Source organism: Hyunsoonleella ulvae, from assembly GCF_016827605.1.
GTDB lineage: Bacteria > Bacteroidota > Bacteroidia > Flavobacteriales > Flavobacteriaceae > Jejuia > Jejuia ulvae.
Window position 1 is genome coordinate 979026 of record NZ_JAEPJQ010000001.1, and the last position, 14524, is coordinate 993549.

13 protein-coding genes are annotated in these 14524 nt (G+C 34.2%); all 13 read left to right on the forward strand.

All coding sequences use genetic code 11. From position 1 onward, the window contains the following. Positions 1–73 precede the first annotated feature (73 nt). The 13 genes from JS605_RS04405 to asnS all read left to right on the forward strand — a co-directional run bounded on the left by JS605_RS04405 (position 74) and on the right by asnS (position 14460). Entirely contained in the window at positions 74–1036 is a 963-nt protein-coding gene (locus JS605_RS04405) for an L-threonylcarbamoyladenylate synthase (protein WP_203256442.1), read from the forward strand. Between the two features lie 98 nt (positions 1037–1134). Next, complete coding sequence (locus tag JS605_RS04410; protein WP_203256443.1) at positions 1135–2106, forward strand: hypothetical protein; 972 nt, start codon at positions 1135–1137, stop codon at positions 2104–2106. A 7-nt stretch (positions 2107–2113) separates the two neighbouring features. Further along, complete coding sequence (locus tag JS605_RS04415) at positions 2114–3178, forward strand: DUF3179 domain-containing protein (protein WP_203256444.1); 1065 nt, start codon at positions 2114–2116, stop codon at positions 3176–3178. A 104-nt stretch (positions 3179–3282) separates the two neighbouring features. Beyond that, entirely contained in the window at positions 3283–4494 is a 1212-nt protein-coding gene (locus JS605_RS04420) for a PorV/PorQ family protein (RefSeq protein WP_203256445.1), read from the forward strand. A gap of 219 nt (positions 4495–4713) precedes the next feature. Then, positions 4714–5169 carry a 50S ribosomal protein L13 gene (gene rplM, locus JS605_RS04425; RefSeq protein ID WP_130936496.1) on the forward strand — a complete coding sequence of 152 codons (456 nt, stop codon included), beginning with the start codon at positions 4714–4716 and terminating at the stop codon, positions 5167–5169. Next, positions 5170–5556, forward strand: a complete 387-nt coding sequence (rpsI, locus tag JS605_RS04430; RefSeq protein WP_130936495.1) for a 30S ribosomal protein S9 — start codon at positions 5170–5172, stop codon at positions 5554–5556. 215 nt (positions 5557–5771) lie between these two features. After that, positions 5772–6545, forward strand: a complete 774-nt coding sequence (gene rpsB / locus JS605_RS04435; RefSeq protein WP_203256446.1) for a 30S ribosomal protein S2 — start codon at positions 5772–5774, stop codon at positions 6543–6545. Positions 6546–6693: 148 nt separating this feature from the next. Further along, positions 6694–7668, forward strand: coding sequence for a translation elongation factor Ts (gene tsf / locus JS605_RS04440; protein ID WP_203256447.1), 975 nt, complete (start codon positions 6694–6696; stop codon positions 7666–7668). A gap of 133 nt (positions 7669–7801) precedes the next feature. After that, positions 7802–8509: a UMP kinase gene (gene pyrH, locus JS605_RS04445; RefSeq protein ID WP_203256448.1), complete on the forward strand. Its 708-nt coding sequence runs from the start codon at positions 7802–7804 to the stop codon at positions 8507–8509. Positions 8510–8557: 48 nt separating this feature from the next. Then, positions 8558–9115, forward strand: coding sequence for a ribosome recycling factor (gene frr, locus JS605_RS04450; protein ID WP_203256449.1), 558 nt, complete (start codon positions 8558–8560; stop codon positions 9113–9115). Between the two features lie 223 nt (positions 9116–9338). Then, a complete protein-coding gene (locus JS605_RS04455) occupies positions 9339–10442 on the forward strand; it encodes a DUF5686 family protein (RefSeq protein WP_239000248.1) in 1104 nt (367 codons plus the stop codon). Positions 10443–10502: 60 nt separating this feature from the next. After that, positions 10503–12911, forward strand: a complete 2409-nt coding sequence (locus tag JS605_RS04460; RefSeq protein WP_203256451.1) for an efflux RND transporter permease subunit — start codon at positions 10503–10505, stop codon at positions 12909–12911. A 115-nt stretch (positions 12912–13026) separates the two neighbouring features. Next, positions 13027–14460, forward strand: a complete 1434-nt coding sequence (gene asnS / locus JS605_RS04465; RefSeq protein ID WP_203256452.1) for an asparagine--tRNA ligase — start codon at positions 13027–13029, stop codon at positions 14458–14460. Positions 14461–14524 lie beyond the last annotated feature (64 nt).

Consider the following 14524-nt stretch of genomic DNA (forward strand, 5'->3'; position numbering starts at 1 on the left):
CATACTTGCAAGCATAATGTTTCCCATAAAAGTTCTGCATTATTTTATTTAGTTTTGCAACCTATTTTGTGTAATGAGTATCATTTCTAAAGACATAGCAAAGGCTGTTGCGCTTTTAAACAATAACGAGTTGGTAGCCATACCTACCGAAACCGTATATGGTTTAGCTGGTAATATTTATAGTGAAACCGCTATTAAAGCCATTTTCAACACAAAACAACGCCCTTTGTTTAATCCGCTTATCGTTCATATTCCTAATATAGAATACCTTGAAAATGTGGTAAGCTACATCCCTGAAAAAGCCAGATTATTGGCAGAACAATTTTGGCCAGGACCTTTAACAATGGTACTACCAAAAAAAGATGTAATTCCTGATATCATTACTGCAGGAAAAGATACTGTTGCAGTAAGAATACCTAATCATCCTGTAACTTTAGAACTTTTAAAAACACTAGATTTTCCATTAGCAGCACCCAGTGCCAACCCTTTTAATAGAATTAGCCCAACCACTGCCCAACATGTTGAAGCTTATTTTAAAAACAACATTAAAATGGTTTTAGATGGTGGCTCTTGTAGAAAAGGTATAGAATCCACTATTGTTGGTTTTGAAAATAATGAACCTATCATATATCGCTTAGGATCTCTAACACTCGAAGATATAGAAGCAATAGTAGGTAGCGTTTCTGTAAAAAACAAAAAAGAACAAAATCCTAATGCTCCAGGCATGTTGCTTAAACACTATGCCCCTAGGACAAAAACAATTTTATCAAATGATATTTCACAAGACATTAAAAACCATAAAGGGAAACGTATTGGGGTGTTATCATTTAAATCTAAAATTAAAAGTGATGCAATTTCTTCTCTAACTATATTGTCTAAAACTGGAGATGTGAATGAAGCAGCTTCAAACCTATATTATAGTTTACATCAACTAGACAGTTTGCATTTAGATATTATTATTGCCGAAATATTACCCGATATAGGTTTAGGAAAATCTGTAAACGACAGATTACAAAGAGCTACAAGCCTCAAGTAAAAAATCTTGTCAAAATTTCCCTTTTTTCGCGTCTAAACTCAACAACAAGTAAGCATACCTGATTTGTAACGACCTTTTTTAGTATAGCTATAAAAAGTATGCAACTTAAAAAATTGATTTTAGGTGTAATTTTGGTTTGTATCTACAACGTAAATGCGCAAACCTGTTGCTCTGGAGGCATTCCTTTGTCTAATAACATAGGAATGACTGTTGAAAACAAGGGGACATTTCAAATAAGCATTAATTATGATTATAATAATCTAAACACATTAAACAATGGCTCTGAAACTTTAAATGATAATTCTAGATTAAGAATAACACATTCCATATTACTAAATACAAGTTATGCCATTACAAATAGGATAGCTATTGAAGGTTTATTTACATGGGTAAACCAACGCCGCAACATATCCCAGTTTGGTAGCGAAAATCTAGATACTACCTCTGGAGTAGGAGATGGACTATTACTGCTTAAATACAACTTTAATAATCTACTTGGCAAAAATAGTAGTACAGAAATTGGTTTGGGCACTAAAATCCCTTTTGGCTCATCTACAGAAGCCAACGAACAAAATATTGTATTAAATGCCGATTTACAACCCGGCAGTAACGCCTGGGATATTGTGTATTATATCGCTGGTAGTAAACAACCAGCATTTAGGCCTTCTATGACTATCTCCTCTAGAGTAATTTACAGAAATACAGGCACAAATAACACCTATCTAGGAAACTCTAGTTATAAATTTGGAAATGAAATTCAGGCGTTCTTAGGTGTGTCTGATCAATTTCAAATGCTTAAAACCCTAGCAAATCCAAGTATTACTTTTAAATATCGCGATGCAGATCTAGACCAAATTGATGGTTTTAATCTAGATAACACAGGAGGAAATTGGCTATTTATAATTCCAGATTTTTCAATACAACTTAAGCCTAATGTTGCGTTTTCAACCAGAATAGAATTACCCTTGTACAGCAACGTAGATGGCACACAACTTACCCCAACCTATAGAGTTACTAGTGGTATTCTATTAAAGCTTAAACCAAAACAAAAATTGTTCAACATAAAATAAAACAGCTATGAAAAACCTTATTTTACTTAGTACAATTACTATATTATTATTTGCTTGCAGCAGCACAACTGATAATATTCAAGATGAAAGACCTTTAAATGAGTTTACGGAATGGGCCATTCCTGTAAACGAAATTAGAGATGGAGGCCCAGGGAAAGATGGTATCCCTTCAATTGATAATCCTCAATTTATAAACGCCTCTGAAGCTTCATTTTTAAATGATAATGATTTAGTAGTTGGCATTTTTCAAGACGGTGTTGCCAGAGCTTATCCGCATATAGTTTTAGACTGGCATGAAGTTGTAAATGATGATATTAATACCTCCTTTTTTACTTTAAATTATTGCCCTTTAACCGGTACCGCTTTTGCTTGGGAAAGCAGAACAAATAACTCCAGAACCACATTTGGTGTATCTGGCTTGTTGTATAATGCAAATCTTATTATGTACGACAGAAACACAGACAGCAATTGGTCTCAATTAAGACTAGAGTGCGTTAATGGCGCATTAATAAACGATAAACCCAAACTATACAACACCGTTGAAACCAATTGGCAAACCTGGAGAGCGCTTTATCCCAACACTCAAGTATTAAGCACCCAAACAGGCTTTTCAAGAAATTATGGTGTATCCCCTTATGGTGATTACGCTACTAACAATAGTAGATTTATTTTCAGACCAGCTATTTTTAATGATGTCCTACCTAATAAAGAGCGTGTTTATACTATAATTGATGACAATATCTCGAAAGTATATAGGTTTTCTGATTTTGATGCCGGTAATGTAATTAAAGACAGTTTTAATGGTAACAATTACCTTATCTACGGGAACAACGATATAATTTATGGTTTTAAACTAGAAGAAGCACACGCCAATCTAAATTTTGAATACGAACAACATAATGCATCCCCTTCTTTATTCACAGATAACGAAGGCAATACATGGTCTATTTTTGGAGAAGCATTAAGTGGCCCTAGAACAGGAGAAAACTTAACACCAGTAAAATCTGTGATGAGCTATTGGTTTGCAATTGCAGCATTTTATCCAGATCCCGAGATATATACTGCACCCTAAAATTTTTGGTAAAAAACAGATAAAACAAGTCGTTTGCCTATGAAAGTGTGATGACATTTTTTTATGATATCGATGTATTGACAACTAATCAAACATTATATATCATGAAATTGTTATTAAGAGCTACTTTATTTGCTATTCTATGTCAATCCGTTAGTTTTTCTCAATCACAACGGGATTATTATGTACCAACACATTATCGGGGTATTTTTCACGGGCAACCTTCAAGTGCTAGAGCAACTGGAATGGGTTTAACAACCATTACTTTAGAAGGTATTGAAAATGCATTTTACAATCCTGCCACAATTGGGCTTACCGAAGAAACTATTAACGTGCATTTAAATTATGCGTCAGGAAGTCAAGTTCGTAAGGGCGGACAATATCCTTTCTTGGGCGTATCTTATCGCATAAATAACAAACTAATTGTAGGTATTAGCACCTTAAATTGGGTGGATGAAAAAAATTCCCCTTGGTCTACTATAATTGGCGGTTATGAAGAATCGTATGAAGATCGACGTAGTCAATCAGCATATACAGCAGTAGCTGCTTACGAAGTAATTCCGGGATTAAATGTGGGGGTATCTGGTAATTATTTAGTAGATCGCGCAGTACCAAAAAATGTTACCAATACAGAATTTATACTGTCATTTGGAGCTATATATGATAAAGAAGTAGACTGGATTAAAAACGAAAAAATCAGCAATCAAAACATAAGATTTGCAACAAGTTTAGTAAATGTGTTAATGAAAAATAGGATAGAGCAAACCTATCAAGATTTCTTAAACTTTAGAGATTTACCAATTCATCTAACATTTGGAGCTGCTTATCAAGCAACGCTTGCAATCCAACCAAACTTCACAGAAGGAAAGGGATTTTTTAAAGGTGCTCCAAAAACATTAGACTTGGCAGTACACTTACAATTTAGAGATGTACTTCCTGGCCCCAAGGAAACAATTAAAAATGCAAACCATGAAAATAATACTGCTTTTGGTATAGGCGCTGAAGCTTGGTTTATGAAAACCTTGGCCTTTAGATTAGGATACTACTTTGAGAAACGTCCTCCTTCAGGACCAAAAGAAGTTGGAGAAGGCGCTTGGGTTACAGACAACAAAAGAGGACTTACTTGGGGCTTTGGAGCCAATTTACCTTTAAACGCATGGACCAATGGTACACTTCCATTTAATAGTGAAGTTAATTTTGTTACCAGCAAAGTTTTAAACGAATACGGAAACAGTTTTACGGTGCCACAATATTTCACAGATAGAAGCTTTTTATTCTCGGTAGGTATCAACCTTAAATTTGTAGATAAAAACTAAAACTAATTTATTATAATGTTTTTAGTTTGGTTAACCCAACCCTAACATAAAATTTCTTTATTAGGGGTTGGGTTTTTATAGCTCTATTTTAAATCCAAAAAGACCTCTATTTTTTCAGCTAAAATAATACCCTACACTATTTGGTAATCAAATATATAATCGTAGATTTGCAAACTCTTTTTTAGAAAGAGGAATGTTTAATCAGAAAAATAATTTAGTGTGGACACATTAAGCTACAAAACGATTTCTGCTAACAAAGCTACTGTTGATAAGCAGTGGGTTGTTGTTGATGCTGAAAATCAAACGCTTGGTCGTTTAGCTTCTAAAGTTGCAAAACTTTTAAGAGGTAAACACAAGCCAAACTTCACGCCACACGTTGATTGCGGCGATAACGTAATTGTTATTAATGCTGAAAAAATCAACTTATCTGGAAACAAGTGGAACGATAAATCATACATTCGTCACACAGGTTACCCAGGTGGTCAGAGAAGTTTAACTGCTAACGAATTGTTTGGAAAAAACCCAACACGTTTAGTAGAAAAATCAGTAAAAGGAATGCTGCCTAAAAACAAATTAGGTTCAGCTTTATTCCGTAATCTAACGGTTGTAGTGGGTACTGAGCACAAACACGAAGCTCAAAAACCTAAAGCAATCAATTTAAATGAATTCAAGTAAATGGATGTAATTCACAAAATCGGCCGTAGAAAGACGGCTGTTGCACGTGTGTATGTTGCTGCTGGAAAGGGTAACATCACGGTAAACAAAAAAGACTTAGCAAGTTACTTTACTACAGCTACTTTACAGTACAAAGTAAAGCAACCTTTAGCTTTGACTAACAATGATGGCAACTTTGATATTACAGTAAATGTATATGGCGGTGGTATCACTGGTCAAGCAGAAGCTGTACGTTTAGCTATCTCTCGCGCAATGTGCGAAGTAGATGCTGAAAACAGAGGTATCCTAAAGCCAGAAGGTTTGTTAACAAGAGATCCAAGAATGGTAGAGCGTAAAAAATTCGGTCAGAAGAAAGCGCGTAAGAAATTCCAGTTCTCTAAACGTTAATATTCCAAAACTCTTAATTCAGAATCTGAGTTTTCAGATTCTGAATTACTTTATTTTATTGAAAAGATCCTGAAACGAGTTCAGGGCATGAAACCAGTTATTGTTGTCTATCACGCTATGGCGTGAAGATTTAGTTTAGCATCTAAATGGTAAGGCGATTTGAAAAATGACCACTTAATCATTGCTAATTCAACAGAACGTAAACTATTACAAAAATGGCAGTAGAAGTAAAAGAACTACTAGAAGCAGGTGTACACTTTGGACACCTTACACGTAAGTGGGACCCAAACATGGCTCCTTACGTTTATATGGAGCGTAACGGTATCCATATTATCAACCTTTACAAAACAGCAGCTAAAATTGATGAAGCTGGAGCAGCATTGGCAAAAATTGCAGCATCAGGCCGTAAAATTTTATTTGTTGCTACCAAAAAACAAGCAAAAGATATTGTTGCTGAAAAAGCAAGTGCTATTAACATGCCTTACATCACAGAAAGATGGCCTGGTGGTATGTTAACTAACTTTGTTACTATCAGAAAAGCAGTTAAGAAAATGGCTGCTATCGATAGAATGAAGAAAGATGGTACATTTAACACCTTATCTAAAAAAGAGCGTTTACAAGTAGACCGTTTAAGAGCTAAATTAGAAAAGAACTTAGGTTCTATTAGCGACATGACGCGTTTACCAGGAGCGTTGTTTGTGGTAGATATTAAGCGTGAGCACATCGCAATTAAAGAAGCGCAAAAGTTAAACATTCCAATCTTTGCAATGGTAGATACAAACTCAGATCCTCGTCAAGTGGATTATGTTATCCCTGCAAACGATGATGCTTCTAAATCTATCAATAAGATTTTAACTCATGTTACTGATGCTATCGCTGGAGGTTTAGCTGAGCGTAAAGCTGAAAAAGAAGCGGCATCTGCTGAAAAAGATGCTCCAAAAGCTAAAGCTAAAAAAGCTGAAGCCGTTGTAGCTGAAGAAGAAGAATAAATAACATTAATACAACATAATTAAGTCGTTTAGGCGCAAAAGTTTTTCCTGATGTTTTTCACATCAGGATTTCCTTTTAAATGTCATTCCCGTGAAAACGGGAATCTAAACCTTAAAAATTAAACGACTTTTTTTAAATTATAATACTATGAGTACTACAGTAAAAATAACAGCTCAAGAAGTTAATAAACTTAGACAAGCTACTGGTGCAGGAATGATGGACTGCAAAAAAGCTTTAGTTGAGGCTGAAGGGGATTTTGATAAAGCTATCGAAATCTTACGTAAAAAAGGACAAAAAGTTGCTGCAAAAAGAGCGGATAGAGAATCTAGTGAAGGGGCTGCTGTGGCAAAAGTAAATGCAGACAATACTGTTGGCGTTGCTATCGTTTTAGGTTGTGAAACTGACTTTGTTGGAAAAAACGAAAACTTTTTAGCATTAGCAAGTCAATTAGGAGACATTGCTTTAAATACTGCGTCAAAAGAAGAGTTCCTAGCTACAGATTTTGACGGTATGACAGTTGCTGATAAATTAGTAGAACAAACAGGTGTGATTGGTGAGAAACTAGACATCAAAGCTTTTGAAAAAGTTGAAGCTGCTTATGTTGGTTCTTATGTACACATTAATAAAATTGCTGCAATTGTCGGGTTTTCAAGTGTTGTAGACAATGTAGAAACTTTAGCTAAAGATGTAGCTATGCAAATCGCATCTATGGGAGCGACTACATTATCTTATAAAGATTTCGATCCTGCATACGTAGCATCTGAAACTGAAGCTAGAATTGCAGCTATTGAGAAAGATAATGAAGAATTAGAACGTTTAGGTAAAACATTGAAAAATGTACCAAAATACATTTCTCAATTACAATTAACTCCTGAAGTGATTGCTGAAGCTGAGGAAGCTGCAAAAGCTGAGTTAAAAGCTGAAGGTAAACCAGAGCAAATTTGGGATAGAATTTTACCAGGTAAGATGCAACGTTTTATTTCAGATAACACAACGCTAGATCAAGAGCAGTGTTTATTAAACCAGAATTTTATCAAAGACGAGAAGAAAACGGTTGAAGCATATGTGTCTTCTTATGGTAAAATTGAAATTACAGGATTTAAAAGAGTTACTTTAGGGTAATACTTTTTAAAAATCATATATAACGACTACTATTCTGAAAAGGGTAGTGGTTTTTTTATGCCTTAAATCTAAATAACATTACATTCAAGAAATAAAAAAAATATGTAGTTTTGCTAAACTTCAGAAAAGACTAATGAAATACAAAAGAATACTACTAAAATTATCAGGTGAGGCCTTAATGGGCAGTCGTCAATATGGTATAGATCCAGAACGTTTAGCCGAATATGCACAAGATATAAAAACCATAACCGACAAAGGCGTACAGGTTGCCATAGTAATTGGTGGAGGTAATATTTTTAGAGGTGTCGCAGGTGCAAGTCAAGGTATGGATCGAGTTCAAGGAGATCATATGGGGATGCTAGCCACAGTAATAAACGGTTTGGCTTTACAAAGCGCTCTCGAAGATGCTGATATCCCCACGCGTTTACAAACTGCCATAAAAATTAATGAAGTAGCCGAGCCTTTTATTCGACGAAAAGCAATGCGCCATTTAGAAAAAGGACGCGTAGTGATTTTTGGTGGTGGTACTGGAAATCCTTATTTTACAACAGATTCCGCTGCTGTTTTACGAGCTATTGAGATTGAAGCAAATGTGATTTTAAAAGGTACTAGAGTAGATGGTATATATAATGCCGATCCTGAAAAAGACAGTAACGCTACCAAGTTTAGCAATATTACATTTGACGATGTGTTAAAACGCGGCTTAAAAGTGATGGATACCACAGCATTTACATTAAGCCAAGAAAATAAATTACCAATTATTGTTTTTGATATGAACAAAAAAGGGAATTTATTAAAAGTGGTTTCTGGAGAATCCATAGGAACAGAAGTTAATATCTAAAAATGGCGTAATTTTTGAATCTTTACAGATAATTTAAAATTTAAAAAGATGAACGAGGACTTACAATTTATACTAGATACAGCCAAGGAAGCCATGGACGCTGCACTTAAGCATCTTGAAAAACAATTGGTTAACATAAGAGCTGGTAAAGCATCTCCAGCAATGCTAGGAAGTGTAATGGTTGACTATTATGGTTCACAGACACCTTTAAATCAAGTAGCTAACGTAAACACACCTGATGGTAGAACTATAACCGTACAACCATGGGAGAAAAGTATGTTGCAAGAAATAGAACGTGGTATCATGATTGCTAACTTAGGTTTTAATCCTATGAATAATGGAGAGAGTATCATTATAAATGTACCGCCTTTAACAGAAGAACGTCGTAAAACCTTGGCAAAACAAGCTAAATCAGAAGCTGAAGATGCTAAGGTTGGTGTGAGAAATGCGCGTAAGGAAGCCAATAACGATATTAAAAAGCTTGATGATGTTTCTGAGGATCAGCAAAAAAATGCTGAAATTGATGTACAAGAAATGACGGATAGTTACGTTAAGAAAATAGATGATATCTTTGATAACAAGGAAAAAGAAATCATGACAGTTTAAGGAAAAGCGACAATAATGTCGCTTTTTTTCTCATTTAAAATAAGCTCTCACTAATATAATGTCAAAATATTGTGCCTTTATCTTATGTATCTCTTTTTATACGGCACAAGCGCAAAGTTCTACAACACGTTTTTTTGAAATTAAACAAGATACCGTCAAAAAAAACTTTTTTCTAAAACAGCTAGGCAACGGCTATTTCCCTACTAAATATTTTAATTTTGACTTGAGATACCTCGTAAAATACAATCAGTATGAAGGGTTAAGAACTGGTCTTGGTGGTGTTACAAGTAAAAATTTTTCAGAAAAATTTAAGGTTAATGGCTATACCGTGTATGGGTTTAGAGATGATGCATACAAATACAGTATAGGTGGGAGCGTAAGGCTAAACAAACAAACGAATACATGGCTAAGTATTTCGTATACCGATGATTTACAAGAAACAGGAAGCTCTAAATTTTTAACCGATACTCGATTTTTTCAATTCTTTGAACCCCGTTTATTGAATATTGACTTGTTTCACAGGCATATTACACAAGCCGTTTCAATAAAACACAAGTTTCATCCTAAATTGTCTACCGAAGCACAGTTTGCTACCAGCAATGTAGAACCTACTTACAATTATGTTTTTAATCTAAATGGAACATCTTTCAATAAATTTCAGTTTAGTACAACTACAGTGTCTATGCAGTGGAGCCCATTCAGCAAATTTAAAATTGAAGACAACTTAACCAAAAACATAAAAGATGCTTATCCTAAATTTACGCTACAATTTACCAAAAGTGTAAAAGGTATTTTTAAAAGTGATTTCAATTTTTCAAAAGTAGATTTTAAAACGATACATCGACATTTACACAAAAACAAAAATGTATCAGAGCTAACCTTAGTGTCTGGAATAGCTAGTGGAGACGTTCCCCTAACCCATTTATATCATGCGTACCCAAACAACATAAATAAAGAAACCATACTACAACGTTTCTCGGTAGCTGGTATTACTAGTTTTGAAACCATGTTTTTTAACGAGTTTTTCTCAGACAAGTTTACTACAGTTCAATTTAAACATTTTTTAAAACCTTTTGAAGTATCGCAACGTTTCAAACCCCAATTGGTGTTAATTTCAAGGTTTGCTATTGGTGATATTGAAAATCCAAGCCAGCATGAAAACATCGTTTTTGGTTCCTTAAACAAAGGATATACAGAGTCTGGTTTTGAGCTTAACAAACTACTCTTTGGTTTTGGTTTAAGTTTTACCTATCGTTATGGCGCTTATCATTTACCTTCTATTGCAGATAATGTAGCTTTTAAATTTACATTTAACCTAACATTGTAGTTGATTTACAACGGTTAATACATTGTTTTTTCTACCTTTGCGCTGCTTTTATAACAGCGTATGTTTAAATTGTTTACAAAAGATTTTTGGGATGTAACTGCAAGACTTATTCTAAGGAATAAAATTGCAATTCTTATAGCTATTATTATAGCCACATATCTCTTTAGTACGCAATGGGATTATATGCGTTTTAGTAATACCGAAGCGAATTTATTACCCGACGACCACGAAGCAAATATCGCTTACAACAATTTTCTGGATACTTTTGGAGAAGAGGGCAATTTAATTGTTATTGGAGTAAAAGATAGTACGCTTTTTACTGTTGATAAACTTAATGCTTGGAATACATTTTCTTCAGAATTTAATAATTATGATGCCGTAGAAGCTGTAATTTCCATAAAGGACTTACAGAAACTCGTAAAAAATACTAATGAAGCACGTTTTACGCTAGAACCCTTTATAAAAGACTCTATTTCAACTCCTCAAGAAGTTGAAACACTGCAAAACGAACTGTTTGAAAAATATCCATTTTACGATAATTTTTTATTCAATAGCGACACTAAAACGGTACGTACAGCCCTTTACTTAAAAAAGTCTTTAGTAAACACCTCTGCCAGAAAAGAGTTTGTGCTTAATGACTTAGAACCTAAAATTGAAGCTTTTGAGCAAGAATACAATCTAGATATCCGTATTTCTGGGATGCCATACATACGTACTAAAAACTCAGAAAATATTATTGATGAAATTGGAAAGTTTGTAATAGCAGCGCTATTGGTTACCTCCATTATTTTCTTTTTCTTTTTTAGATCGTTTAGAGCCACATTTATTTCATTGATTGTGGTTTGCATTGGAGTAATGTGGACGCTTGGTATAATTGGTTTACTGAAGTATGAAATTACTGTTTTAACAGCCTTAATACCACCATTAATTATTGTTATTGGTATTCCCAACTGTATCTTCCTAATTAACAAATACCAACACGAGGTTAAGCTTCATGGTAACAAAGTAAAATCTTTACAGCGTGTTATTACAAAAATTGGTAATGCTACGCTAATGACCAACGTTACCACAGCCTCTGGTTTTGCCACATTTATTTTAACAGAAAGTAAACTTTTAAAAGAATTTGGTATTGTAGCGTCGCTAAGTATCCTAGCCATTTTCATTCTGTGCTTACTTATTATTCCTATCATATATACCTTTTTACCATTTCCTAAAGATCGCCACCTAGAACATTTAAATAAGCGATGGATTGGTGGGTTTGTAAATTGGATGGAATATATGGTAAAAAACAAACGTATTGCCATTTATGCCATTTCGGTTTTACTTTTAACCATTAGTATGATAGGGATAAACCAAATTAAGGTTTCTGGAAGTTTAATTGAAGATATGCCTCAAGAATCTAAATTTGTAAACGATATACGTTTTTTTGAGGAAGAATTTGATGGCATCTTACCTGTTGAAATTATGGTAGATACCAAACGCAAAAAAGGGGTTATGAAATTATCTACCCTTAAACGTATGGATAAGCTTGAAGAGTTTATAGTAGAAACACCAGAACTCTCTAAACCTGTTTCAGTAGTTGGTTTAGTAAAATACTCCAAACAGGCCTATTACAACGGTAACCCAAAGCACTATCAATTGCCTACATCCCAAGAAAACAGTTTTATCCTTTCCTATGCAAAAAATTCATCATCCAATGTAGATTTGCTTAAGAATTTTGTAGATAGTACAGGACAATATGCACGTATTACCACATTTATGAAGGATATAGGAACTGATAAAATGGAACGTATCCAAGAAAACCTTCAAGATAAAATTGACAAAGTATTTCCGGAGGAACGTTACAATGTTACTATGACGGGTAAGGCATTGGTATTTCAAAAAGGTACAAAGTATTTGGTAAAAAACCTTGCAATTTCCTTATCACTGGCCATTTTACTGATATCACTTTTTATGGCCTACATGTTTAGGTCAGGAAGAATGATTATCGTATCGCTTATCCCAAATATTTTACCTCTTTTGGTAACAGCTGGTGTTATGGGATACATTGGTGTACCTATAAAGCCCTCAACCATACTCGTGTTTAGTATTGCATTTGGTATTTCAGTAGATGATACCATTCACTTCTTGGCAAAATACCGTCAAGAATTACAAGCCAATAAATGGAAAATAAAACCATCCGTTTATGGTGCTTTAAAAGAAACAGGTGTAAGTATGTTTTATACATCAATAGTACTGTTCTTTGGTTTTTCGGTATTTACGATTTCAGATTTTGGAGGCACGGTAGCCTTAGGTGCTTTAGTTTCTGCCACTTTACTATTCGCCATGCTCTCTAATTTACTATTGTTACCCTCATTGTTATTATCATTAGAAAGAAGTATAGCTAACAAACAAGTACTTAAAAAACCACCTATTAATATCATACCAGAGGAAGATGATGATGAGAAAGATACTAGTGATAAATACTAATTACAATTTAGAATCTCTTTTGTTAAAATAATTCGGATTTTGTTAAATTTTTACTGTTTTTTATTTTAATTTTAAACATCGAAACCCTTATATTTACTGTCCAAAATCCATGAATATGCAGTTATATTCCGTCTCTCAATTATTAAAACAGGAAAATGCACTACCTGAAGTAGAAGTAAAAGGCTGGGTTAGAACATTTAGGGCAAACCGGTTTATTGCATTAAACGACGGATCTTCTTTAAATAGTATTCAGTGTGTTGTTGATTTTGAAAATACTGATGAAGTAATTTTAAAGCGCATAACCACTGGTGCTGCGATACATATTAAAGGCGAATTGGTTGAAAGTCAAGGTAAGGGACAAACTGTAGAAATCTTGGTAAACCATTTAGAGATTTTAGGCGATTCCGATCCTGAACATTACCCTATTCAACCCAAAAAACACTCTTTTGAATTTTTACGTGAAAATGCGCATTTGCGAACACGGACCAATACATTTAGTGCGGTAATGCGTTTACGTTCTAAATTATCGTATGCCATACACAAGTATTTTAATGAAAATGGGTTTTATTACATGCACACACCCATTATTACTGGTAGTGATGCTGAGGGTGCAGGAGAAATGTTTAACGTTACTAAATTAGATCCTAAAACTCCACCTTTAAACGATAATGGCAAAGTAGATTACTCTAAAGATTTTTTTGGCAAGGAAACAAACCTAACCGTTTCTGGACAACTGGAAGCTGAAACCTACGCCATGTCCTTAGGTAAAGTGTACACTTTTGGACCAACCTTTAGAGCTGAAAACTCCAATACATCCCGACACTTATCTGAATTTTGGATGATTGAACCTGAGGTTGCCTTTATGGATTTACCTGGGAATATGGACTTGGCTGAAGACTTCTTAAAATATGTGCTTAATTATGTTTTGGAAAATAATAAAGACGATTTAGATTTTCTAGAGCAACGTTTAATAAATGAGGAGAAAACAAAACCTCAAGCCGAACGTAACGATATGACCTTAATTGAAAAATTAAAGTTCGTTATAGACAATAATTTTAAACGTGTAAGCTATACAGAAGCTATAGATATTCTTCGCAACAGCAAACCGAATAAAAAGAAAAAATTTAAGTTCCCTATTAACGAGTGGGGTGCCGATTTACAAAGTGAACATGAGCGTTTTCTTGTAGAAAAACATTTTAAATGTCCAGTTATTTTATTTGATTACCCTGCCAATATAAAAGCATTCTACATGCGCTTGAACGAAGATGGTAAAACTGTGCGAGCCATGGATATTTTATTTCCTGGCATTGGCGAAATGGTTGGGGGTTCACAACGTGAAGAACGTCTGGATATACTAAAAGAAAAAATGGCAGTTCTAGATATTCCTGAAGAAGAATTGTGGTGGTATTTAGACTTACGTAAATATGGTACTGCAGTACACTCTGGTTTTGGACTTGGTTTTGAACGTTTGGTCATGTTTGTAACTGGGATGAATAACATTAGAGATGTGATTCCATATCCTAGAACGCCACAAAATGCAGAATTCTAAATCGACTTTGGCATAACTTTTTCATATTAGCGTTTAACTAGAAGAATTTTTATACTTTTATCTT